Raw genomic sequence first — 24,211 nt, forward strand, 5'->3', positions numbered from 1 at the left:
CGGGAGCCCGTCAGTGACGGAAGAACGGCCCTCCCTGCTCGCCAAGCTGATGAAGCTGCTGGGCTTGCTCGTGCTGGCCACCGCCCTCCTGGCCATGGCCTTCCACGCGCCGGACCGCCCGCTGGAGAGCCTGATCAGCCGTTGGGCCGAGGCCCCGTCCGACTTTGTCGAATTGCCGGTGGAAGGCGGCCGGATTCAGCTGGTGCACCTGCGCGACGAAGGCCCGCGGGATGACCCGACGCCCATCGTTCTGCTGCACGGCACGGCGGCCAGCCTGCACACCTGGGCCGGCTGGGTCTCTGAACTCAAGACCAACCGCCGGGTGATCACGCTGGACCTGCCGGGCTTCGGGCTCACCGGCCCGTCCGTGCTGGGCGACTACAGCGACGAAGCCTATGACCACTTCCTCCAGGCCTTCCTGGCGCACCTGAAGCTCGGCCAGGTCGTGCTGGGTGGCAATTCGCTGGGCGGCGGTGTCGCCTGGGGATACGCTGCACGCCATCCCGAGCAGGTGGCGGCCCTGGTGCTGGTGGATGCCGGCAACCTGGCCATCACCAGCGAAGCCGTGCCGGAGGGCTTCAAGGTGCCGCAGTCCCGCGTGCTGCGTGCCCTGGCCAGCACCTTTTTGCCTCGGCCGCTGGTGGAACGCAGCGTCAAGAGTGTCTATGGGGATCCGTCCAAGGTCACGGCGGCCCTGGTGGACCGTTATTTCGAGCTGACGTTGCGTGAAGGCAACCGTGCGGCCTTGGCCCAGCGGCTGGCGCAACGCATGCCCGGCCGCTTTGCCGATCTGCTGGCCCGCATCCAGGCCCCCACCCTCATTCTCTGGGGCGGCCAGGACCGCCTGATCCCGCCCGCCGCGGCGCGGATCTTCCAGCAGCAGATCCGCAACAGCCGTCTGGAAATCTTCCCCACATTAGGGCATGTCCCTCAGGAGGAGGACCCGCTGTCCACCGTGCGCCCGGTTCAAGCGTTTTTGCACTCGCTATAACCCTGATGGTTGCCTGTCATGCCGCATTGCAACATCGGGCTTTCTGCATCCCCCACAAAGGAATCTTCATGCAACGTCGCTTTCTGATTGCCCGCGCCGCACTGGTCGCCTGCGCAATGCTGGCCACCGCCGGCGCCCAGGCCCAGGCCCCCGAGTGGAAAAAGATCCGCATCGGTGTCGAGGGGGCCTACCCGCCCTTCTCCGAAGTGGGTGCCGACGGCAAGCTCAAGGGCTTCGAGATCGACCTCGCCAACGCACTGTGCGCCGAGATCAAGGCCGAGTGCACCCTGGTGCAGCAGGACTTCGACGGCCTGATCCCTGCCCTGCAGTCGCGCAAGATCGACGCGATCATTGCGTCGATGTCCATCACGGACGAGCGCAAGAAAGTCATCGCCTTCTCCGCCCCCTACTACAGCGTCCCGGCCCGCTTCGCCGCCAAGGCCGGCACCAAGCTGGACTTCTCGCCTGCGGGCCTGAAGGGCAAGAAGATCGGCGTGCAACGCGCCACCATCCACGAGAAGTTTGTGGACGCCACCTTCAAGCAAAGCGACATCGTGCGCTACGCCACGCAGGACCAGGCCTTCCTGGACCTGAAGTCCGGCCGTATTGACGTGACGCTGGCCGACATGGTCGCCACCGACCTGGGCTTCATCCAGACCCCGGCCGGCAAGGGCTTTGAGCTGGTGGGCCCGGAATACAACGATCCGAAGTATTTCGGCGTGGGCGTCGGCGTGGGCCTGCGCAAGCAGGATGAAAAGACCCTGGCCAAGAAGTTCAGCGACGGCATCGCCGCGCTGAAGGCCAACGGCCAGTTCAAGAAGCTCAACGACCAGTACTTCAAGTACGACATCTCGGTGAAGTAAGCCAGTGGCCGCGTGGGGCAGCCGCCCCACGCGTCGCTGAGACGAAAGTGAATTGATGAATTTGCATGGGTATCTGCCCAGCCTGCTGGAGGGCTCGCTGCTGACGCTGGCCGTGGCGCTGAGTTCCATGGCACTGGCGATGCTGCTGGGCCTGCTGGGCGCCCTGGCCAAGCTGTCGCGCTGGCGTGTGGCCAAGGTGTCGGCCACCATCTATACAACGCTGATCCGGGGGGTGCCGGATCTGCTGCTGATGCTGCTGATCTTCTTCGGTGGCCAACTGCTGGTGAACAACATCGCGCTGGCGCTGGGCCACGAGGATTACATCGACATCAACCCGTTCGTGGCGGGTGTGCTGACCATCGGCTTCATCTTCGGCGCCTACCTGACCGAGGCGTTCCGTGGCGCGTTTCTCGCCGTGCCCCCCGGCCAGCGTGAAGCCGGCCTGGCCTTCGGCATGACACCGCGCCAGGTGGCCTGGCGGATCACCTTCCCGCAGATGTTCCGACACGCCCTGCCCGGGCTTTCCAACAACTGGCTGGTGCTGATCAAGAGCACCGCCATCGTGTCGGTGATCGGCTTGCACGACCTGATGACCCGCGGCATGCAGGCCGCCGGCAATACGCGCGAGCCGTTTGTGTTCTACGGCGCCGTCGCGCTGATCTACCTGGCCTTCACCAGCCTGTCCGAATTGCTGTTCAGCCATCTGAACAAGCGCCTGTCCATCGGCGTCCGCCGTCATTCGTTGTGATGTGAATTGCCGCCCATGAATCTGGACGCCATCCTCGAGAACTTCCCCCGCTACCTGAGCGGCCTGCAGGCCACGGCCGAACTGCTGGCGATCTCGCTGCTCATCGGCCTGGCCCTGGCCATCCCGCTCGGCGTGGCACGCACCCTGCCCATTCCCTGGCTGTCCCGCCTGATCTGGGCCTACACCTACGTGTTCCGCGGTACGCCCATGCTGGTGCAGCTGTTCCTGATCTATTACGGGCTGGCCCAGTTCGAATGGATGCAGCAGAGCGCGCTGTGGCCGATGTTCAGTTCCGCCTGGTTCTGCGCCTGCCTGACCTTCGTGCTCAACACCGGGGCCTACACCACCGAGATCATCGCGGGTTCCATCCGCGCCCTGCCCCATGGCGAGATCGAAGCGGCCAAGGCCCTGGGCATGAGCCGTTGGGTGATGCTGCGGCGCATCGTGCTGCCGTCAGCCCTGCGCCGCGCCATTCCTGCCTACAGCAATGAAGTGATCTTCATGCTGCATGGCACCTCGCTGGCCAGCGTGGTGACCATCATGGATCTGACCGGCGCCGCCCGCGAGATCAATTCCACCTACTACATCCCCTTCGAGGCCTTCATCACCGCCGCGATGTTCTACTTCGCCATCACGCTGGTGCTGGTGGGCCTGTTCCACAAGGCGGAGGCCCGCTGGCTCAAGCCTCTGATGCCGCGCTGACCGTCGTGGCCGGCCCGGCTCAGCTTCGCCACATCGGCCTGGGGCCAGCCTGCTGCACCACCCCGGCATCCGCTCAACGGCATCCGGCCTGACGCCGCCGCCAAGGATTTCCATGCAAGTTCAACAACACGCCCTTCCCAGCCCCTCGCCCGGCACTCGCCGCGAACTGGTCTCCCTGCACTATGGCCAACCTGGCCAGGGCACCAAGGTCTACATCCAGGCTTCACTGCATGCCGACGAGCTGCCGGGCATGCTCACCGCCTGGCACCTGCGCCGCCAGCTGGACTTGCTGGAGGCCCAAGGCCGTATCCAGGGCGAGATCGTCCTGGTGCCGATGGCCAACCCCATCGGCTTGTCGCAGTGGTGGCTGCAATCCCACCTGGGGCGGTTTGAATCACTCTCCGGCGAGAACTTCAACCGCCACTACCCGGCCTTCATCGAGGCGGCTGCCCGCGCGGCCGAAGCGCGGCTGGGCGACGACCCGGTGCGCAACGTGCAGGTGCTGCGCGCGAGTCTGAAAACCGAGATCCAGGCCGCCCCGGCCGACACCGAGCTGAAAGCGCTGCGCAAAACGCTGATGCTGTTGGCCTGCGACGCGGACGTGGTGCTGGACCTGCACTGCGATGCCCAGGCCCTGGTGCACCTCTACACCGAGACGCCCTGCTGGCCGGAATGCGAGCCGCTGGCCGCTTACCTGGGTTCGGCCGTCACGCTGCTGGCCATGGACTCCGGGGACAACCCGTTTGATGAGGCCTGCTCACAACCCTGGTGGAAATGGAAACAGCTGTTTGGCGACCGCTTCCCCATCCCGCAGGCCTGCCTGTCGGTGACGGTGGAACTGCGTGGCCAGCAGGACGTGCATCACGACCTGGCCAGCAAGGACGCCCAGGCCATCCTGGACTTCCTCAGCTTCCGTGGCGTGATCAGCGGCGAGGCACCACCTGCACCGGCCCCGGTGGGAGATGCGCGCCCGCTGGCGGGTTGCATGCCGGTCCAGTCGCCAGTGGCTGGCGTGCTGACGTTTGTGCGCGAGGTGGGCGAGACGGTGCACGAGGGTGAGGTGCTGGCGCATGTCATCGACCCCATCACGGCGGCCGTCACTGAACTGAAGAGTCCGGTGGATGGCCTGTTTTTTGCACGCGACACGCTGCGTCTGGTCACGGCCGGCGCCAAGGTCGCCAAGGTCGCCGGGCGCGAAGCGCTGCGCACCGGCAAGTTGTTGGGAGCTCGTTGATGTCCACCGCCAGTCTTTGTGTTGACAACCTGCACAAGCGTTATGGAGACCGGGAGGTGCTCAAGGGCGTGTCGCTCGCGGCCCAACCCGGCGATGTGATCACACTGATCGGCTCCAGCGGCTCCGGCAAGAGCACCTTCTTGCGCTGCCTCAACCTGCTGGAGCAGCCGCATGAAGGCACGCTGCGCCTGGGCAACGAGGAATTGAAACTGGTCCGCGAGCGCGACGGCAGCCTGCGCGCGTTCGACGCCGCACAGCTGCAACGCTGGCGCGCGCGCCTGGCCATGGTGTTCCAGAACTTCAACCTGTGGGCTCACCGCACGGTGCTGGAAAACGTCATCGAAGCGCCGGTGCATGTGCTGAAGCAGCCGCGAGCCCAGGCCATCGAGAAGGCCGAGGCACTGCTGGCGCGCGTGGGGGTGGCCCACCGCAAGGACGTCTATCCCGCGCAGCTCTCTGGCGGCGAGCAGCAGCGTGTGGCCATTGCCCGTGCGTTGGCCGTGGACCCGGAGGTGATGCTGTTTGACGAACCCACCTCGGCGCTGGACCCGGAGCTGGTGGGTGAAGTGCTCAAGGTGATGCGCGACCTGGCTGCCGAAGGCCGCACCATGATCGTGGTGACCCATGAAATGGGCTTTGCGCGCGAGGTGTCGTCTCACACGATGTTCCTGCACCAGGGGCGCGTGGAGGAACAGGGCCATCCTCGGGATGTGCTGTCCAAGCCCAACAGCGAGCGCTTGAAGGCGTTTTTGAGCGGCGGACTGAAGTGATCGGGCACATGCGGCCGGTGGCGAGTCAGGGATGCCTCGACCAAGCTGGGCGGGTGGAGCCCTTCATCGTTCATCCCTGACGCCATCTGGTTCGAGACGCCCACCCTTCATCATGGATAAATTGCTACTGCAGCAGCAGGTGCTGGAACGGCTCGCCGAAGACCTGCTGCAGGCTGAGCAGGCCGCGCGGGCGGCCCATGAAACGGCAACGCACGAAGAAAACATCGCCGAAAACAAATACGACACGTTGGGTCTCGAAGCCGCCTACCTGGCCACCGGCCAGGCCCGTCGCGCCGAGGCCATTCGCCAGGCGATTGCCAATTGGCGTCAGTTCCGCCCCCTCCCCTACGACGCCGGCAAAGGTATACAGCTCGGCGCGCTGGTCTGGCTGCTCGATTCCGAGGACAAGGAGCAACAGCTCTTTCTCGGCCCTGATGGGGGCAGCATGAAGTTGGCCAGCGGCGCGCAGCTCGTTCAGGTCATCAGCACCGCGGCCCCCTTGGGCAGGGCCATGCTGGGGAAATTCGAGGGTGATGAGGTGTCGATTCAGATCTCTGCGGTGCGACAGCGGTTTGAAGTAGTGGCGGTTTATTGAGGCACCAGCAGATGAAGCAGTTTCTGCTGCCCGCGTTACTCGTTTCGGGCCTTCTGCACCTCGCTGCGCAAGCTGCTCCGTCCTGTTTTTCCGGCCTAGGTAAAGACAGGCCATGACGGCAACTACGTCCGGACTATCCCACCGGGCTAACCTCGCGATCCAATTCACCGTGACCCCGCACCCACCACCCACCACCCGTGGCCCAGACTTGCCGCGGCTCTACACCTTTCGTCGCTGCCCCTACGCCATGCGCGCACGGATGGCGCTGCTTCAGGCGGAGCGGGCCTTCGAGGCGGTGGAAGTCAGCTTGCGCGATAAGCCAGCAAGCTTGCTGGCCCTATCCTCCAAGGCCACGGTACCCGTGCTGCAGTTGCCCGATGGCAGCGTGATTGAAGAGAGTTGGGACATCATGCGCTGGGCACTGGCTGCGCCCGACGCGCAGGGCTGGTGGTCGCGCGCGCAGTTGCCTGCGAACCTGGACCTGCTGCAACGAAACGACGGCGACTTCAAACATCACCTGGACCGTTGGAAGTACCCCCAGCGCTACGCGAATGAAACCCTCACCCCGGACGCACACCGCGACAGCGCGCTGGAGGTGCTTCTGAAACCTCTGGAGGCACGGCTGCACAGCGCGCCTTGGCTGGGCGGTGCCACGCCCTGCGCCACCGATTTGGCAGTGATGCCCTTCGTCCGCCAGTTCGCCGCCGTCGAGCCGGAATGGTTTGCAACGCTGGACCTGCAGTCGGTACGGTCCTGGCTGAACGGCTGGCTCGGGAGCCCGCTTTTCCTGGCGTGCATGCACAAGCTACCCGCAGAAGGTGCGACGCGCTTTCCGCTGCTCTGATTGATCCACGTTGCCCAGCCGCATCGTGTCGATCAGACACGGCGGAGGTGACGACGATCAAGGCGAAGTCAGATCCAAACCAAGCATCGAGCCAAGGCCGAAAGTGAAAAACAACAGGCCCACGAGCAACAGCACAAAGACCGCGGCCACGATTCCGAACCCGCGGAGCACAACCCGCTGCTTTGCCGCCCCGTTCTCTTTTTTCCCTTGGTCGTAGTGCCACTTGATGGCGAAGAACATGCCAATGCACAGGACGATCACCTTGAACGCGATGAAGACTGCGGGGACCCATTCCATGATGTTCGACGTTTCCAGGTTATTGCTTGACGCTATCAATCTTGAGAGGCATGACCACAAACACAGGTCGGGAAGAGCACGTCGCAAGGCGTAGACATTGTCGCCCGCTCTTTCCAGTTGAAACTGTGCGCTCGGCGGCATCAAAAATACAGATTCAGATTTCTGAAAAAAAACCGGATCAGATGGTCGCTTGAGGGGAAACTCCCAATGAACGAGCTGTTTCCAATACAGTGCATTCGTTCTACGCCTCGGGCCATATCAGCATCCACCTCATGAAGCGCTACGAAGTCCTTGCCGATGACCTGGCGGCGTCCATCGCCGCGGGGCAGTTGCAGCACGGAGACCGTCTGCCCTCGGTCCGCGAAGCGAGCAAGGACCGCGGTGTCAGCCCATCCACCGTCTTCGAGGCCTATTACCTGCTGGAAGCCCGCGGCCTGATCGAGGCGCGCCCGCGCTCCGGCTACTTCGTCAGCCAGGCGGCGATCCCGCACCCTGAACCCCACGCGTCAGATCCGCTGGCCGAGGAGCGAAGCGTCGAGGTGTCAGAGCTGGTGTTTCAGGTGCTCGGTTTGTCTCGCAACCGGGCCGTCGTGCCGCTGGGCTCGGCATTTCCCAGCCCGACCCTGTTCCCGCTGGACAAACTGGCCCTGGCGCTTGGCAAGGCCTCGCGCGGGCTGGACCCATGGCGCACGGTTGAGGACCTGTCACCCGGCAGCGCCGAGCTGCGGCGCCAGATCGGCCTGCGTTATCTGGGCGCCGGGTGCAAGGTGGATGCGGATGAGATCGTCGTCACCAACGGCGCGATGGAAGCCTTGAACCTGTGCCTGGAGGCGGTTACGAAGCCCGGGGACCTGGTGGCCATCGAGTCGCCGACCTTCTATGGCGCCTTGCAGGCGCTGGAGCGCCGCGGGCTCAAGGCGGTCGAAGTCGCCACGCATGCGCGCACCGGTGTCGACGTGGCTGCACTGGCGGCCATTGTGGAACGCCATCCCGTCAAGGCGTGCTGGCTGATGCCGAATTTTCAGAACCCGTTGGGCAGCCTGATGCCGGATGCAGCCAAGGCGGCGCTGGTGGCGCTGCTCGCCGAGCGTGAGATTCCGCTGATCGAGGATGACGTTTATGGGGAGCTGTATTTCGGTCCACGCCCAAGGCCCGCCAAGAGCTGGGACAAGTCTGGCTTGGTGCTGCACTGCAGCTCCTTCTCCAAGTCGCTGGCGCCCGGATTCCGGGTGGGTTGGACGGCCGCAGGCCGGTTCGCCCGGGATGTGAGCCGTCGCAAGCTCATGAGCTCATTAGCCACCCCTGTGCCGATGCAGGAGGGCCTGAGCGAATACCTCCAGCGCGGCGGTTACGACCGGCACCTGCGGCAGCTTCGGCAAGCGCTGGCCACGAACCGTCAAGCCGTGCTGCGGACCATCGCGAAGAGCTTTCCTCCAGGCACCCGCGTCACTCAGCCGGAAGGCGGCTATTGCGTTTGGGTCGAGTTGCCCTCACAGATCGATGTACTGGAACTGCACAGGGTTGCTTTGTCTCATGACATCAGCATCGCGCCGGGGCATCTGTTCTCGGCGGATCGGCGATTCACGCACCACCTGCGGCTCAATTTCGGGCATCCCGACAACGCGCAGGTCGAGGGGGCGCTGAAGACCTTGGGCCAGATCGCAAAAGCGCTTGTCCGGTAGGTGCCTCTGCTGCGCCCCCCCATAAGTGGCTAGGTAAAGTGGTCCACCACATCTTGGCCTGGTCTGACATCTCGCGATGTGCTGCGCATTCCTTTGTTCCGGGGCGATATTCACGCAATCTTCACGCAGCACTCACTCAGCCATGACGAGCGTACCGGTTCGATTCCAGTGAAAAGGCAACCTTGCGTTCTTGTCTTTCGCGGGGGCAAGAATTTCAGCTCGGATGCCCCTCGAAAGAGCGCCCATCTATCCTGGCTCCCAACGGCCAAAGCATTAATGACCTCCTTCGCAAGAACCCCATGAGAAATGCCTCAGACAAGCCACTTGTAGTGCGACTCCGCAACTTCGTCGGAGATGTGGTGCTCGGTGTGCCAGCATTGCGCCTGCTGCAGCGCCACGGTCATAGCTTGCATCTTGTTGGCAAACCATGGGCATCCTCGTTGCTCGAAGCAGAAGGCTGGACGGTCGAGCCACGACCCAAGAGGCTCGGCGACCGCTTGACTCAGTTGCGCCGACTACGAGCCCAAGCTGCGGAACGTGATCCAAGCTTTGACGTTCGACCCAATACAGTCCTGTTCCCGTGGGCCTTCTCGGCCGCCCTGGACGCACGGCTTGCCGGACTCAAGGCCACTGGCTATGCGAATGAAGCTCGCGGTTGGCTATTGCATCGCAGCCTTGCGATGCCTGCGGCAGGACATGCGCTGTTGAACTACTGGGAATTGGCCTGTCGTTTCCTTGGCTTAGATGAGGCGCCGCCGAAAGAAATCGGCCTGAAGGTCAGCCCAGCACAGCAAGCTGCGGCGACGGCGCTGCTTTCCAGGTGCGGGGTTGATCTTGATCGCAAGTTTGTCCTGCTTTGCCCCTTTGCAGGAGGGACTTTCGAGGGACAGGCAAAAACCTGGCCCCAGTTCAAACAGTTCGCTTCATTGCTATCGCGCGCCGGTCATCAGGTGGTCGTTTGCCCAGGCCCTGGCGAAGAGGCACATGCTGTTGAGCACTATGGTGATGCGCATTGCTTGCACGGAGTCAGCCTCGGCGTTTACAGCGCATTGCTACAACGCGCGGCGATTGTTGTCGGGAACGATACCGGGCCGATGCATATGGCTGCGGCCGTGGGTGCGTCGGTCTTGAGCATTCTTGGGCCGACCATTCCTGAGCTCTGGGCTCCGTGGGGCTCAAGCGTTGAGATCCTGCGCATTCACCCGGCTTGGCCCTCTCCGGGCGACGTGCTGTCGCGGGTCGAGCAGAAGCTCGATTAAGCCTGGCGGTGGATACGCCCGACCTCAGGGCGGGCTCAGCGGAGGCTGCCGAACGGGTTATGCAGAGCTTCCCAAACGCGCTACGGTGACGCATTAGCCGGTGCGGTCATCTCCTTCCGCAAGCGAAAAGGGCTACGGTGGGTTGATGCGTTGGGCGTTGGGCGTGGGCGTTGCGATCGTCAGACGCAGTAGATGTAGCGCCGCGTCAGCGGAACAGGCGCGGGCCCACCGTCTCGCTTGCTGGCCAGGATCTGGTACAGGCCCAGTTCGCCACTTTCGAATTCCAACGCACTGGCCGCCATGTAGAGCCGCCAGATGCGGTAATGGGCTTCGTCCACGTAACGCAGCGCCCGATCATGCTCGGCCTCCAGGCGCGCCACCCAGGCGCGCAAGGTCTTGGCATAGTGCATGCGAAGACCTTCAACATCATGCAGCTCAAACTGCTGCTGCTCCATCACCCGCATGACATTGCTGGCCCGGTCAAGTTCGCCGTCGGGAAACACATAACGGTTGATAAAACGTGAGGACAAGGCCTGCCCCCATCCCTCCTCTTCATGGGTGATGCCATGGTTGAGGAAAAGGCCGCCAGGCTTGAGCAAACGGTTCACGGAAGCAAAGTAGACCGGCAGGTTCTTGAGCCCCACATGCTCGAACATGCCCACGCTGGACACCTTGTCAAACTGACCGGTCATGTCGCGGTAGTCGCAAAGGCGCACCTCCACCTGCCCCTCCATCCCCGCCGCCTGGATGCGCGCCTTCGCCAGCGCGAGCTGCCGCTCGGACAAGGTGATGCCGGTGGCCTTGACACCGTAATGGCGCGCCGCATGCATGACCAGCGCGCCCCAGCCACAGCCCACATCCAGCAGCGCCTCACCCGGCTGCAGCCGCAATTTGCGGCAGATGTGGTCAAGCTTGGACCACTGGGCCTGCGCCAGGTCCGTCTCTTCGGTCTCGTAATAGGCACAGGAATAGACCATGCGCGGGTCCAGCCACAACGCATAGAAGTCGTTGGAGAGGTCGTAGTGAAAGGCGATGGCCGCCTTGTTTTCCGCCCGGGTGTGGCGCCGGACACCAAAGGCTCGCAGTTGCTCGTCCGAGCTGCCCGGTGGCGGTGCCAGCAGGCGTACCGCCAGCCGTAAACGGTCATGCCACGACAGCTTGAGCGCCGGGAGGTGGTCCTTGAGCTGCAGCGCCTCGAAGAAATCACCCTCCACGTCCAGCGCCCCAGTGAAATACGCCTCGGCAAAACGCAAAGGGTCCTGCCCCAGCAGGAGTCGCCGCAATGCGCTCGGGTCGTTGAGCACCAGCGTGAAAGCGGGTGGCTGATGCGCCACTCGCCCGAGCCGCGTGGCCCAGCTACCCACCCTCAGCCCCAGGCTACCCGGGTAACCGTCGAAAAGCCGCTGCAGCAAGGTGAGCCCGGCCGGCGGCAACGGCGCCGGCCCGGGCAAGGCCACGGCAGCACCCCGCCGATCGTCCTGTGCCGAGTCGCCGGGAGCCGGCGACAACAGTTCCTGTTCCATGCAATTCCCCGACTACAACTTGAGAAAAGCGGGGTTCGGGAGCGTAACCAGGGTCAGTTCTTGCCAAAGGTTACGCTGGCGGACCACTGATTTTTTTTGACGATGGTAGCGACCCGCGTTGATCGATTCCCCCGTCGTCCAGTCACCCCCGATCCATGCGGGGACATTGGGCGATTGGCGTTTCGGCGACTGTCACCACCCCCACCCAGGAACGACAGGACCCTGAAGAACGACCGTCATGACGCTCTCCAGGACGACAGCCATCCCACCACCACCACCCGACCGATACTGATGAGTGGCCCGTTGCACCAGAACGAGATGACGCCCCCGTTCGCCGGCCGCGCGCGTGCAAACGCCGTGCCTGGGGTGTCACACAAGCCAGGCGGCCGACCTCCCCCGGGGGTTTCCCCCAAGAGAGCACCCTCTCCCGTCGCGCGGTGGGCACGTCCATCGCCCAACGGAGTCATCACAGCGACGAACAACAGCGCCACAATCAGCTGGCGTCAGCAAGACCCAAGCAATAAATAGCCAAGGAGTGAGCCATGCCCCACGCGTTTGCCAGCACCCTCGCCAGTTTCAAGACGGCCTCCGGCCGCAGCGGCCAGTACTACTCGCTGCCTCGCCTGGCCGAGCAGTTCCCCAATGTGTCGAAGCTGCCGGTGTCGATCCGCCTGGTGCTGGAATCCGTGCTGCGCAATTGCGACGGCCAACGGGTCACCGCAGAACACGTGGAGCAGCTCGCCAACTGGAAGCCCAACGCCGTACGCAACGAGGAGATCCCCCTCGTGGTGGCACGCGTGGTGCTGCAGGACTTTACCGGCGTGCCCCTGCTGGCCGACCTGGCCGCCATGCGCAATGTGGCCGCCGCCCAAGGCAAGAACCCCAAGACCATTGAGCCGCTGGTGCCCGTGGACCTGGTGGTCGACCACTCGGTGATGATCGACCACTTCGGCGACAAGAAGGCGCTGGACCTCAACATGAAACTCGAGTTCCAGCGCAACCGCGAGCGCTACGAATTCATGAAGTGGGGCATGCAGGCCTTCGACACCTTCGGCGTGGTGCCCCCCGGCTTCGGCATCGTCCACCAGGTCAACCTGGAATTCCTGGCCCGCGGCGTGCACAAGACCAGCGGCGCTGACACGGTCTACTACCCCGACACCCTGGTGGGCACGGACAGCCACACCACCATGATCAATGGCATCGGCGTGGTGGGTTGGGGCGTTGGCGGCATCGAGGCGGAAGCCGGCATGCTGGGCCAGCCGGTGTACTTCCTGACGCCGGACGTGGTGGGCTTCGAGCTGACCGGCCGGCTGCGCGAAGGCGTCACCGCCACCGACCTGGTGCTGACCGTCACCGAGATCCTGCGCAAGGCCAAGGTGGTGGGAAAATTCGTGGAGTTCTTCGGTGAAGGCACCGCCAGCCTCTCCGTGCCGGACCGCGCCACCATCGGCAACATGGCACCGGAATACGGCGCCACCATGGGCTTCTTCCCCGTGGACGAGCGCACCATCGATTACTTCAAGGGCACCGGCCGCACGCAGGAAGAGATCGAGGCCTTCGAAGCCTACTTCCGCGCCCAGGGCCTGTTCGGCATCCCGCGCAACGGCGACATCGCCTTCAGCCAGGTGGTGGCCCTGGACCTGGGCACCGTGGTGCCTTCGCTGGCCGGCCCCAAGCGCCCGCAAGACCGCATCGTCATCACCGACCTGGCCAAGAACTTCACCAGCCTGTTCAGCAAACCGGTGGCCGAGAACGGCTTCAACCAACCCGCCGACAAGCTGGCCAAGCGCTTCCCGGTCGCCAGCCCCAAGGGGCTGGATATCGCCAACGGCGATGTGCTGATTGCCGCCATCACCTCCTGCACCAACACCTCCAACCCCAGCGTGCTGCTGGCGGCCGGCCTGCTGGCCAAGAAGGCGGTGTACGCCGGGTTGAAGGTGCAGCCCCACATCAAGACATCCCTGGCTCCCGGTTCGCGCATCGTCACGGACTACCTGGAGAAGGCCGGCCTGCTGCCCTATCTGGAGAAGCTGGGCTTTGCCGTGGCCGCCTATGGCTGCACCACTTGCATCGGTAACGCGGGCGACCTGACGGCCGAAATCAACGAGACCATCGTCAGCAATGATCTGATCTGCGCGGCTGTGCTGTCGGGCAACCGCAATTTCGAGGCCCGTATCCACCCCAACATCAAGGCCAATTTCCTGGCCAGCCCGCCGCTGGTGGTGGCCTACGCGATCGCCGGGAATGTGACGCGCGACCTGATGACGGAGCCGGTGGGCTATGGCACCGACAACAAGCCGGTCTACCTGGGTGACATCTGGCCAACCAGCGACGAGATCTACACGCTGCTGAAACTGGCATTGAATCCGGATGCCTACCGCGCCAACTATGCCAAGGTGAAGGCGGAGCCGGGCAAGCTGTGGGAGAAGATCCAGGGCGGCAAGGGCCAGGTGTACGAGTGGCCCAAGAGCACCTACATCGCGCAGCCACCGTTCTTCGATGGGTTCACGCAGATCCCCGAGGTGCATGAGGTGGGCGTGAAGCAGGCCCGCATCATGGCCCTGTTCGGAGACTCCATCACCACCGACCACATCTCGCCGGCGGGGTCGATCAAGGAAGCATCTCCGGCCGGGTCCTACCTGAAGGAACAGGGCGTGTTGAAGGCAGACTTCAACAGCTACGGCTCACGGCGTGGCAACCACGAAGTGATGATGCGCGGCACCTTCGCCAACGTGCGCATCAAGAATCTGATGATTCCGGCGAAGGCGGATGGCTCGCGGGAAGAAGGCGGGCTGACGCTGTATCAGCCCGGCGGCGAGAAGGCCTTCATCTACGACGCAGCCATGCGCTATATCGCCGCAGGCGTGCCCACGGTGATCTTCGCAGGTGAAGAATACGGCACCGGCTCCAGCCGGGATTGGGCGGCCAAGGGCACCCAGCTGCTGGGCATCAAGGCAGTCGTGGCCAAGAGCTTTGAACGGATCCACCGGTCGAACCTGGTGGGGATGGGGGTGCTGCCGCTTCAGTTCCGCACCGGGGATTCCTGGGAAAGCCTGGGGCTGCGGGGGGATGAGTTGATCGATATCCAGCTGGGGGACGAGATCCTGCCGCAGTCGGAAGCCTTCCTCACCATCACACCGGCGAGCGGGGCCACGCGCAAGGTGTCGCTGATTCTGCGGATCGATACGCCGATTGAGGTGGAGTACTACCGGCACGGGGGGATCCTGCCCTACGTGTTGAGGCAGTTGCTGGCGGCCTGATCCGTCTCGGAGGCGCGTCTGTTAAGCGCTTCAGTTTCAGCACTTCAGTGCTGTGGCACCGAGGCACGCGGGCCTCGGACCTGCGTCAGAAAGCGCCGGTCCGGGGCCTGTTTGCTTCATGTCCCTCCTGTCCCGCTCCGCGGGCCATTCCCTCCTTGACTTCCGCAAACAGGCCCCGGACCGTCACTTTCCGAACCGAGCCGTGCTGATGGGGTCTGGAGTCTGGCAGTCTGGTAGTTGGGGGCCGGTCGTCAGCCGGCGGCACCCTGCTGCCAATGGTCCATCAAGACCCGGCAATGCTCGCGGGCAGCCTGCTTGATGGTGGCCACTTCAGGTGGACCAAAACGCTCCCAGCCCAGCTTGGCCAGTTGCATGCGTCGGCCCAGGGCAAACACCGTCAATTGGCCGTAGAGCATCATGACGCGCATCTTCAACAAGGGGTCCGCCGGGTCCAAGCCGCTGTAACGCGCCACGAGTTCCGTGGAGACCAGGCCCATGCGGGGGCGCAAATCCTTGTCCAGCATCTCAAAGATGAGGTTGGGACCCTTGCCTACATGCTCATGCGCCAGGAACAGCCGTCTGTGCTCAGCGTCATCCGGAAGAAGCTGATGTTCCGCAATGGCATCCAGCAAGCCACCAAAAGCCTCAAAGAGCTGCTCGCGTGAGGCGCCCGGCTGACCCAGCACCGCCTCCGCCTGCCTCACCGCCGGCGTGAAATGCTCTACCGCACTGTCCACGATGTGCTGCGCACAAGCCTGGTAGACACCTTCCTTGTTGTCGAAGTAGTACTGCAAGGCCGGCGCATTGACCCCGGCCGCCTTCGCAATTTCCCGCGTGGACGCCGCTTCATATCCCCGCTCCGCAAACAGCCGCAGCGCCACGTCAATGATGCGGCGGCGCGTCTCTTCCCCACGGGCATAACCACCGTCTGGTCGATGTCGAGGCGTTCGAAGTGGCTTTTCAGTCATGAAGCGTTGCTGCGCGGTAAAGGTCTCATCCGGCGTGGCGCACTGGGCGATTGACCAAAATATACCAGTTGACAGAAATCTTCCAACTGGAAAAAGATAGCGGCCGGAATAAATTCAAACCGATCGCCGTCATGTCCGCTTCCACTCCCGCCGCACCGGCGGCACCGTCCGCTCCCCCTTCCTCTCCGAAATCCAATGGCCGTCGGCGGCCCGTGCTGCTGGTGCTGGCCCTGGCGGCCGTGGTCGGCGGCGCGGTGTATGGCGTGCACTGGTGGCGCGTCGGGCGCTTCATTGAAAGCACCGACGACGCCTACCTCAAGGCAGACAGCGTCACCGTCGCCCCCAAGGTGGCCGGCTATGTGACCGATGTGTTTGTGCAGCCCAACCAGGCCGTGAAGCGCGGGGACCCGCTGGTGCGTCTGGACCGCCGCCAGTACGAAGCCATGCTGGACCAGGCCCAGGCCACCATTGACTCCCGTCAGGCAGATATCCAGCGCGCTGAAGCCGACATCCTCCAGCAGCAGGCGCAACTGGCTCAGGCCCGCGCCCAGGCGCAGGCCGCCGCCCTGAGCCTGGCGCATGCGCAGAAGGAGTTCGAGCGGTACAGCCCGCTGGTGATCACCGGTGCCACCACCGAGGAGCATCTGGCAGAACTGCGCAATGCGCGGGACCAAGCCAATTCCACGCTGGCCGCGAATCAGGCTGCCGTCGCGTCGGCAGAAGGCAAGATCAAGTCGAGCCAGGCGCAGGTGGCCCAGTCCAAGGCCCAGGTCAAGGCGGCCGAGGCCGCACGCAGCCAGAATCATCTGGATGTGGACGACACCGTGGTCCGCGCCGCCATCGACGGCCGCGTGGGCGACAGCACCGTGCGGGTGGGCCAGTTCGTGCAGCCCGGCACCCGGCTGATGACCGTCGTGCCGGTGCAGGACGTCTACCTGGTGGCCAACTTCAAGGAAACCCAGATCGGTCGCATGCGCGCCGGCCAGCCGGTCGCCCTGCATGTGGACGCCCTTCCCGATGTGGAGATCCACGGGGAGGTGGAAAGCTTCTCGCCCGGCACTGGCGCCCAGTTCGCGCTGCTGCCTTCAGAGAACGCCACCGGCAACTTCACCAAGATCGTCCAGCGCGTGCCGGTGCGGATCAAGGTCCAGGCCGACACCTCCCTGCGGGACCGCCTGCTGCCTGGGCTGTCGGTGACCACGGAGGTCGACACTCGGGACGGCAGCAGCCGCCCGGTCGGTGACGCCGCGCCGATCACCTCGTCTGGAGCGCAGCATGGCTGAAGCCGCCGCGCCAGCCGCCCCGGGCGGCATGGCCAGCGCCGGCTCCGCGCACACCGAGCCCAATGCCAAGGCGGTCGATTGGATCGCCGTGGCGGCGGGCGCCCTGGGCGCGTTGATGGCCACGCTGGACATCTCCATCACCAACTCCGCCCTGCCTCAGATCCAGGGCGCGGTGGGTGCCACCGGCACCGAAGGCACCTGGATCTCCACGGGCTACCTGATGTCGGAGATCGTCATGATCCCGCTGGCGGCCTGGCTGACCCGGGTCTTCGGCCTGCGCAATTTCCTGGTCGGCAACGCCACCCTGTTCACGCTGTTCTCGGTGATGTGCGGGCTCTCCGGCAGCCTGAGCACGCTGATCATTGCGCGCATCGGACAGGGCTTCACCGGCGGGGCCATGATCCCCACGGCCCAGACCATCATCCGCACCCGGCTGCCCCGTCACCAATTGCCGGTGGGCATGACCGTGTTCGGGCTTATCGTGATCCTGGGGCCCTTGCTCGGCCCGGTCGTTGGTGGCTGGCTGACCGAGAACGTCAGCTGGCATTGGTGCTTCTTCATCAACGTGCCGGTGTGCGCCGCGCTGCTGGCGCTGCTGCTGCTGGGCCTGCCATCGGACCGCACCCACTTCGGCGAGTTCCTGCGCGCGGATTGGCTGGGCATCATCGGCCTGGCGGTGGGCCTGTCCACGCTGACGGTGGTGCTGGAGGAAGGCCAGCGCGAGCGCTGGTTCGAGTCGCAGTTGATCATCTGGCTCAGCCTGGCGTCTGCACTGGGACTGTTCCTTGTGGCGCTGTCGCAGCGGCTCTCCGCCAAGCCCATCCTGCGGCTGAGCCTGATGCGCAACAAGAGCTATGCCAGCGTGATCTTCATCGTGTTCATCGTGGGCGCGGGCCTGTACTGCGTGTCCTACCTGGTGCCGCAGTTCCTCGCCCTGATCGCCGGCTACAACGCTCAGCAGTCGGGCGTGATCATGCTGCTGTCCGGGCTCCCGGCGTTTGCCATGATGCCCATCCTGCCGAGGTTGATCACCCGCGTGGACTTCCGCGTGCTGGTGATCATCGGGCTGCTGTTCTTCGCCGGCAGTTGCCTGCTGGACATCGAGCTGACCGCCCAGAGCGTGGGCCACGACTTCACGCTCTCGCAACTGCTGCGAGGCGTGGGGCAGATGCTGTGCATGATGCCGCTCAACCAGGCCTCCATGGCGGCTGTGAATCGTGAGGATTCCGGCGATGCCGCGGGGCTCTACAACATGGCGCGCAACCTCGGGGGCTCGGTGGGCCTGGCCGTGATCGGCACCTTCATCGACCGCCGCAATGCCCTGCATGTGGACCGTCTGCGAGAAACGCTCAACGCCAACTCCACCACGGTGCAGGAGCGTGTGGCGGGCAGCACCGCCAGCCACTTTGCCCAGGTGGGCGACCTGGCGCATGCGCAATTGCAGGCCATCAAGGAGATTGCCCTGCAGATCCAGCAGCAGGCCAGCGTCATGACCTTCTCCGAAACCTTTTATGTCCTGGCCGTGGCGCTGCTCGTGTGCGTGCCCCTGGCCCTGCTCCTGAAGACGCCTCGCCCCGGACAGGCGCCGGCCGTCAGCGAAGCCCATTGATGCGGACCCATCCCATGTTCCCTCGAATCTCTTCCCTCGCCTGGCCCCCGGCCGTGATCGCCGCTGTGGTGATGACCCTCGGCGGCTGTGCAGCCGTCGGCCCCGACTACAAGGGCGCACCGCCCGTGGCGGGCGATGCGGTCCAAGCGCCTCGCTTCGCGCGCGACGATGCTGGCGCGCCGGTAACGGCGCCCACCACCGCTGCGTGGTGGTTGAGCCTGCACGACAACACGCTCACCGCACTGATCGACCAGGCACTGCGCGACAGCCCCACCCTGCAGGCTGCGCAGGCGCGGCTGCGTCAGTCCCGTTCGGCCTTGCGGCAGCAGGAGGCCCAGCACATGCCCAAGGGCTCCGCGTCCGCGCTGGGCGCTGGGGTGTGGCAGGGGCCAGGCACCGACAGTGAGACGCGCATGCATCTCTACAGCGTCGGCTTTGATGCCACCTGGGAGGCCGACCTCTTCGGTGGCACGCGCCGCGCCACCGAGGCGGCCTCTGCGCAGGCCGAAGCGGTGCAGGCCGATCTGGCCGATGCCCAGGTCTCCTTGGCGGCCGAGGTGGCCCAGGCCTATGCGGGCTTGCGTGCCCAGCAGCGTCGCCAGGCGGTACTGCGCGACACGGCCGCGTATGACGAGCAGACCCTTGCATTGATCCGTCAGCGTCGTGACCACGGTGTCTCCAGTGCGGATGATGTGGAGCAACGGCTGTTGCAGGGCGAATCCACGCAGGCCTCGCTGGCGGATGTGGCGGCACAGATCAGTGCGTCGCTGGACCAACTGGCGCTGCTCACCGGGCAGGCGCCTGGTGCGCTGGATGCGCAGCTCGCCGCCGAGGCGCCCGAGTTGCCGGCGCTGCCGGACAGCGTGGCCGTGGGAGACCCGACATCCCTGCTCCAACGCCGCCCGGACATCCGTGCCGCCGAGCGTCGTCTGGCGGCGGGGCAGGCCAAGATTGGCCAGAAGGAAGCCAACTACTTCCCCAAGCTCACCTTGCTCGGTGACATCGGCGTGGCCGGCACGGACCTGGGCCATCTTCTGACCAGCAAGAGCCTCGCCCTGGTGGGAGTGCCCTACCTCAGCTGGAACGTACTGGACTTTGGCCGCACCAAGGCCGAGGTGCGCCAGGCTGAAGCGGGGCGCGACGAAGCCACGGCCAACTACCAGGCCGCGGTCCTGGGCGCGCTGCAGGATGCCAACACCTCGCTTTCCCGTTTTGGCCAGCAGCGCCAATCCATGCAGCACCTGCTCGCCCAGCAGGCCTCGGCGGAACGTACGCTGGCATTGGCCCGTCAACGCCGGCAGGCGGGCACCGCCAGCCAACTGGACTTGCTGGACGCGCAACGCAATCAGGCCTCTGCCCAGCTCAAGACCTTGGACGGTCAAGCCTTGCTGGTGAAAGACTTTGTGGCCTTGCAAAAGAGCCTGGGCTTGGGCTGGGATGTCCGCCAGGGGGGCTGAGCACCATCACAGGTGTTCAAACGTCTGCCAGGCCGCGCTGGCGCTGCAATGCGACGGTTGGCGGGCAACTTCACCCGGGCTTGTGCCAACGGCATGTGAGCATCTCGGCGCGCGGCGTCGGGTGACGGCCGGCATGGGGCCGCGATTGCGTTGGGCATTGCGCGGTCAGCGCACAAATTGCAACAGGCCGCCGGTTCATCGCCGAATTGGTTTGAAAGTGTCAGAAGTTTGCTGGGCACAACAGTGATTCGGCGGCGAGCCACTAGAGTGCGGCGCTTTCCAGACTCCTCGGGCCCCCATGAACGAATCGCCGACGTCTCACGCCGACGCATCCACGACCCCTGCGTTTCCGGCGGCCCCGCTGCCGCCGGGCGCACCGGCGTTGCGGACCACTCGCCGGCTGCTGACGCATCTGGCGGTGGGCGTGCTCGCCGCTGGTTCATTGGTGGCCTGCGGGTCGGACCGCAGCAGCAATGCAGGCACATCGGATGGGACCGGTGGGTCGGCCACCGCGCCGGCGCCGACACCCGCAGCGTCGTCTCCTTCGGCCGCGCCATCATCTGCACCCGCACCCGCACCCGCGCCCGCGTCAACGCCAGCTCCGGCACCCAGCCCAGCACCAACACCGGCGCCCTCGCCGGCCGCATCGCCAGCCCCTACCCCGCTGAGCGGCTACTTCGTGGCCACGGGCGGCAGCGACACGGCCGCCGGCACGGAATCGGCCCCCTGGGCCACGCTGGCACATGCGCAAGCGGTGGTCGCCGCAGGAGACACGGTCTATGTGCGCGGCGGCACCTATGCCGTCACCGCAGCCACCACCGCCTGCGCCAGCCAGACGGATCGTGTCAGTGGCGTGGTGCTGAGCAAGAGTGGCAGCGACGGGAAGCTGATCCAGTACCTGAACTATCCGGGGGAGAAGCCGGTGTTCGACTTCTCCGCCATGAAGGACGACTGCCGCATCAAGGGTTTCAACGTCACGGGCAGCTGGATCCGGATCAAGGGCTTCGAGATCCGCAGCGTACCGCAGAACAACAACCTCAACCACGAGTCATGGGGCGTCTGGATCTCAGGCAGCCACAACATCTTTGAGCAGCTCGATCTTCATCACCACATGGGGCCTGGCCTGTTCATCCAGAACGGTGGCTACAACCTGGTGCTGAACAGCGATTCGCATCACAACTACGACCCGCTCACCTCCAACGGCCCGGGCGAGAGTGCGGACGGCTTTGGTGTGCACGTGTCGGCCAACAACCCGGGCAATGTGCTGCGGGGCTGTCGCGCCTGGTGGAACTCGGACGACGGGTTCGACCTGATCAATGCCTACACCTCCGTGGTCATCGAGAACTCATGGGCCTGGCGCAATGGCTACCTGCCGGACACCACGACGGCCTCCGGCAATGGCAATGGCTTCAAGGCCGGTGGGTATGGCGGGGGTTATGACGCCGCGGCAGTGCCCCACACGGTTCGCTTCTCCGTGGCGTTCTCCAACCGCGCCAATGGCTTCTACGCCAACCATCATCCGGTGGCCACCAGCTTTGTGAACAACACCGCCTATGGCAACAAGGTGCAGTTCAACATGCTGGGGGTGGACGTGAATGGCGCGGCGGTGGGCCTGGGCCTGTTGCGCAACAACGTGGCGTTTGGCGCCGGGACGGTGTCCGCCAACATGACCGGCGTGGACAGCACGGCCAACAGCTGGGATTCGCCGCTGAGCCTGAGCAATGCGGACTTCCAGGCCGTCTCTACCGACGGTTGGGACGTCGCGCGCCAGGCGGACGGCAGCCTGCCCGTGCTGACGCTGCTGCGGCCTTCGGCGGCCAGCGTGCTGATCGACCGCGGAATCAATGTGGGAGCGCCCTACAAGGGCACGGCACCGGACCTCGGCGCCTTCGAATACGGCGTGGACATGACCAGCATCAGCAGCGCTGCAAACGCCGCGAACGCCGCAAGGGCCGGCACCAGCTATCGGTAAATGCCCTGCCCTGAGGCAGGGCGGCAAAGGGTCCGGGCGGGGGTGATACTGGGTGAGACCGGACACCTCCGACCAGGAGGTGTAACCCCCGCCTGGACACCACGACGCCGCATGCAAGACCGCCATCCCGAAGACCGTTTGGACGAACGCGTGGACGAACGCTTAGACGAACGCTTCCACGCCGACATTCTTCAAAACCGCCACAACCGGGCGATTCTGGATCGCTGGGAAGCGCTGGCCCTGCCGGATTGCTGGCTGGTGGCGGGGTGTCTGTTCCAGACGGTGTGGAACCTGCATTCAGGCCGCGAGCCGACGGCGGACATCAACGACTACGACCTGTTCTATTTCAATCCGTCCGATGTGACGGACGAAGGCGAGCGTCGCGTACAGGCGCATGTAGACGCGGTGTTGGGTGATCTGGGCGTGACGATTGAAGCGACCAACCAGGCGCGGGTGCACCTTTGGTACGAGGACTACTTCGGGCATCCGTATGCACCGCTTGCGAGTTCCAAGGCGGGCATCGAGCGGTTTCTGGTGCCGGCGACCTGTGTGGGGGTGAGGCCGGGCGGCGAGGTCTATGCACCGTATGGGCTGGCGCTGCTGTATGCGGGAGATCTGCGGATCAACCCGCTGACACCGCATCAGGATCTGTATGAGCGCAAGGCGGCGTCGTATCAACGACGGTGGCCGTGGTTGACGGTGCAGCCGGTCGAAGCAGCGCTGAAGGCCACGGGACCTGCGCGTTGACCCAGTGTGGCGCGCATTAGCGCGCATCGGCGCCCCTCAGCGCGCATCAGCGCCAGTCAGCGCCCTTCGCCGCGGTCGATGGCGTCTTGAAGCATCCCTGCTTCGAAGCCGTGCAAAACCTCGTCGCCTACGACGATCAGCGGGGTACCTTGGCCGCCGAGGCGGCGAAACTCCCGAAAACGGGCGGGATCGCGCTCGATGTTGTATTCGGTGTAGGCCACGTGGCGCTGATCCATGTAGGCCATCGCCTGATGGCAGTAGACGCAGGTGCTGGTGGTGTAGATGGCGATGTCAACAGGGGACGCGGGCCCGGCGGGCGCTCGGTGTGCGGGGCTGAACCATCGCTGGCTGGTCCCTACGGCCAACACCACCGCGATGGCGATAAGGGCCTTGAAGACCCAGGAGCCCAGCAGGCCCCCGCCATCCTGGCTCACGCGGCTTGGCCGCACGCGGGCCTGCGGCTGGCCCGCCACCGGGGCCTCTCCATAGGCTTTGGCATAAGCAATGCCGCAGGCGGGGCATTGCCAATCCGGCACGTTGGCATCGGGCTGACGTACATGCAGGCATCGTGGGCAGCGCTGCTTCATGGCGTGGTGGGTCTTTCCAACATCAATTGATCGGGGGGCCAGGGACGGGGCTCAATCGCGCATCCATATCCTGACGGTCACATACAGCGCATAGCCCAGGGCCAGAACCATCCAGGCGAGATAGAACAGGTTGGACCAGTAGGGGCCGGTGTGCTCCGCCATGGTGTAGACCTGGTTGCCGCAGCCTTTGCCAAGGCAGGATATCTCCCGCTGGACCAGCGCCCGCAGCAGGGAAAAGCCCAGGAAGCCCGTGATGACCGTGGCCACCAGGAATCCGATCGGCCCGAGCAAGCCCTTGTTGAGGTTGCCGTTCTCGTCACGAGGGCCCTTACGGAGGACCTTCTGGCCATGCCGATACCAGAACAGTCCGAGCAGCAGCATCAGGGCGTAGTAGAGGAAGTGGATCATGGCAGAGGATATTGGCAACCGCAGTGTGCCTCAGTTTTCCAGCCGTCACGCCACCAGGCATTGAACCTCTGCTTCAGCCAGGCACTTTTCCAAATGCGTTTCTAACATCGCCTTTAGCACCAGCCGCCTTCAACATCTCAATAAGTTGGGAATTTTTTATATCGTATGCGTAGTGCAATGGGGTGTTGTCCATATCACCCAACGAATTAACATCGAAGCCGGCACGAATCATAATTTCAACGGAATCCAGATCTCCTTCCTGGACTGCGATATGAAGCAATGAATCGCCATTCGAATCCACATAGGACGCTGGATCAATAGGAGAAAGCGGATCATCGCTTTGATAGTTAATCAGACTCGAATAACTACCTTGAAGCGCCTCAACATCTTCAACACTGAGCTTTATGGACAT

General features: G+C 64.5%; 22 protein-coding genes. 16 read left to right on the top strand and 6 right to left on the bottom strand.

Annotated elements, in window-relative coordinates:
• Positions 1-13: 13 nt before the first annotated feature.
• From BMY53_RS16745 to BMY53_RS16780, 8 genes are all read left to right on the top strand, one after another.
• Complete coding sequence (locus tag BMY53_RS16745) at positions 14-991, top strand: alpha/beta fold hydrolase (RefSeq protein ID WP_255370249.1); 978 nt, start codon at positions 14-16, stop codon at positions 989-991.
• A gap of 68 nt (positions 992-1,059) precedes the next feature.
• Positions 1,060-1,854, top strand: a complete 795-nt coding sequence (locus BMY53_RS16750) for an ABC transporter substrate-binding protein (protein WP_092947641.1) — start codon at positions 1,060-1,062, stop codon at positions 1,852-1,854.
• 55 nt (positions 1,855-1,909) lie between these two features.
• The gene (locus tag BMY53_RS16755; RefSeq protein WP_092947642.1) at positions 1,910-2,602 is read left to right on the top strand and encodes an ABC transporter permease; all 693 of its coding nucleotides are present in this window, start codon (positions 1,910-1,912) and stop codon (positions 2,600-2,602) included.
• A 15-nt stretch (positions 2,603-2,617) separates the two neighbouring features.
• Positions 2,618-3,304 (top strand): ABC transporter permease, encoded by a 687-nt coding sequence (locus BMY53_RS16760; RefSeq protein WP_092947643.1) that lies wholly within the window; start codon positions 2,618-2,620, stop codon positions 3,302-3,304.
• 112 nt (positions 3,305-3,416) lie between these two features.
• Positions 3,417-4,538, top strand: a complete 1,122-nt coding sequence (locus BMY53_RS16765; protein ID WP_092947644.1) for a succinylglutamate desuccinylase/aspartoacylase family protein — start codon at positions 3,417-3,419, stop codon at positions 4,536-4,538.
• Entirely contained in the window at positions 4,538-5,308 is a 771-nt protein-coding gene (locus BMY53_RS16770) for an ABC transporter ATP-binding protein (protein WP_092947645.1), read from the top strand. The genes BMY53_RS16765 and BMY53_RS16770 overlap by 1 nt, the downstream gene beginning before the upstream one ends.
• A 112-nt stretch (positions 5,309-5,420) precedes the next feature.
• Entirely contained in the window at positions 5,421-5,903 is a 483-nt protein-coding gene (locus tag BMY53_RS16775) for a GreA/GreB family elongation factor (RefSeq protein WP_092947646.1), read from the top strand.
• Positions 5,904-6,072: 169 nt separating this feature from the next.
• Entirely contained in the window at positions 6,073-6,747 is a 675-nt protein-coding gene (locus BMY53_RS16780) for a glutathione S-transferase (RefSeq protein ID WP_255370250.1), read from the top strand.
• 57 nt (positions 6,748-6,804) lie between these two features.
• On the opposite strand, the gene BMY53_RS16785 is transcribed toward BMY53_RS16780, so the two are convergent.
• Complete coding sequence (locus BMY53_RS16785) at positions 6,805-7,044, bottom strand: hypothetical protein (RefSeq protein WP_310732121.1); 240 nt, start codon at positions 7,042-7,044, stop codon at positions 6,805-6,807.
• 272 nt (positions 7,045-7,316) lie between these two features.
• Between BMY53_RS16785 and BMY53_RS16790 the strand changes: the two genes are divergently transcribed.
• Complete coding sequence (locus BMY53_RS16790; protein ID WP_092947782.1) at positions 7,317-8,726, top strand: aminotransferase-like domain-containing protein; 1,410 nt, start codon at positions 7,317-7,319, stop codon at positions 8,724-8,726.
• 299 nt (positions 8,727-9,025) lie between these two features.
• Complete coding sequence (locus tag BMY53_RS16795; RefSeq protein ID WP_092947648.1) at positions 9,026-9,985, top strand: glycosyltransferase family 9 protein; 960 nt, start codon at positions 9,026-9,028, stop codon at positions 9,983-9,985.
• Positions 9,986-10,164: 179 nt separating this feature from the next.
• Here the strand turns inward: BMY53_RS16795 and BMY53_RS16800 are convergent, their stop codons facing one another.
• Positions 10,165-11,508, bottom strand: coding sequence for an SAM-dependent methyltransferase (locus BMY53_RS16800; protein WP_092947649.1), 1,344 nt, complete (start codon positions 11,506-11,508; stop codon positions 10,165-10,167).
• 542 nt (positions 11,509-12,050) lie between these two features.
• Here BMY53_RS16800 and acnA point away from each other — a divergent pair.
• Positions 12,051-14,768 carry an aconitate hydratase AcnA gene (acnA, locus tag BMY53_RS16805; RefSeq protein WP_092947650.1) on the top strand — a complete coding sequence of 906 codons (2,718 nt, stop codon included), beginning with the start codon at positions 12,051-12,053 and terminating at the stop codon, positions 14,766-14,768.
• 251 nt (positions 14,769-15,019) lie between these two features.
• Here acnA and BMY53_RS16810 read toward each other — a convergent pair whose 3' ends face one another.
• Positions 15,020-15,736, bottom strand: coding sequence for a CerR family C-terminal domain-containing protein (locus tag BMY53_RS16810; protein ID WP_092947651.1), 717 nt, complete (start codon positions 15,734-15,736; stop codon positions 15,020-15,022).
• Between the two features lie 131 nt (positions 15,737-15,867).
• On the opposite strand from BMY53_RS16810, the gene BMY53_RS16815 reads away from it, so the two are divergent.
• The 5 genes from BMY53_RS16815 to BMY53_RS16835 all read left to right on the top strand — a co-directional run bounded on the left by BMY53_RS16815 (position 15,868) and on the right by BMY53_RS16835 (position 22,804).
• Positions 15,868-17,019, top strand: coding sequence for an HlyD family secretion protein (locus BMY53_RS16815; protein WP_092947652.1), 1,152 nt, complete (start codon positions 15,868-15,870; stop codon positions 17,017-17,019).
• Positions 17,012-18,628: an MDR family MFS transporter gene (locus tag BMY53_RS16820; RefSeq protein ID WP_092947653.1), complete on the top strand. Its 1,617-nt coding sequence runs from the start codon at positions 17,012-17,014 to the stop codon at positions 18,626-18,628. The genes BMY53_RS16815 and BMY53_RS16820 overlap by 8 nt, the downstream gene beginning before the upstream one ends.
• Positions 18,629-18,642: 14 nt before the next feature.
• The gene (locus tag BMY53_RS16825; RefSeq protein WP_404947885.1) at positions 18,643-20,085 is read left to right on the top strand and encodes an efflux transporter outer membrane subunit; all 1,443 of its coding nucleotides are present in this window, start codon (positions 18,643-18,645) and stop codon (positions 20,083-20,085) included.
• A 298-nt stretch (positions 20,086-20,383) separates the two neighbouring features.
• Positions 20,384-22,057: a right-handed parallel beta-helix repeat-containing protein gene (locus tag BMY53_RS16830; RefSeq protein ID WP_092947655.1), complete on the top strand. Its 1,674-nt coding sequence runs from the start codon at positions 20,384-20,386 to the stop codon at positions 22,055-22,057.
• Between the two features lie 111 nt (positions 22,058-22,168).
• Positions 22,169-22,804 carry a nucleotidyltransferase family protein gene (locus tag BMY53_RS16835; protein WP_092947656.1) on the top strand — a complete coding sequence of 212 codons (636 nt, stop codon included), beginning with the start codon at positions 22,169-22,171 and terminating at the stop codon, positions 22,802-22,804.
• A gap of 56 nt (positions 22,805-22,860) precedes the next feature.
• On the opposite strand, the gene BMY53_RS16840 is transcribed toward BMY53_RS16835, so the two are convergent.
• The 3 genes from BMY53_RS16840 to BMY53_RS16850 all read right to left on the bottom strand — a co-directional run bounded on the left by BMY53_RS16840 (position 22,861) and on the right by BMY53_RS16850 (position 24,211).
• Complete coding sequence (locus BMY53_RS16840) at positions 22,861-23,391, bottom strand: glutaredoxin family protein (protein ID WP_092947657.1); 531 nt, start codon at positions 23,389-23,391, stop codon at positions 22,861-22,863.
• 51 nt (positions 23,392-23,442) lie between these two features.
• The gene (locus tag BMY53_RS16845) at positions 23,443-23,799 is read right to left on the bottom strand and encodes a hypothetical protein (protein WP_092947658.1); all 357 of its coding nucleotides are present in this window, start codon (positions 23,797-23,799) and stop codon (positions 23,443-23,445) included.
• A gap of 73 nt (positions 23,800-23,872) precedes the next feature.
• Complete coding sequence (locus BMY53_RS16850; RefSeq protein ID WP_255370251.1) at positions 23,873-24,211, bottom strand: ankyrin repeat domain-containing protein; 339 nt, start codon at positions 24,209-24,211, stop codon at positions 23,873-23,875.

Source organism: Roseateles sp. YR242 (assembly GCF_900109745.1).
GTDB lineage: Bacteria > Pseudomonadota > Gammaproteobacteria > Burkholderiales > Burkholderiaceae_C > Roseateles.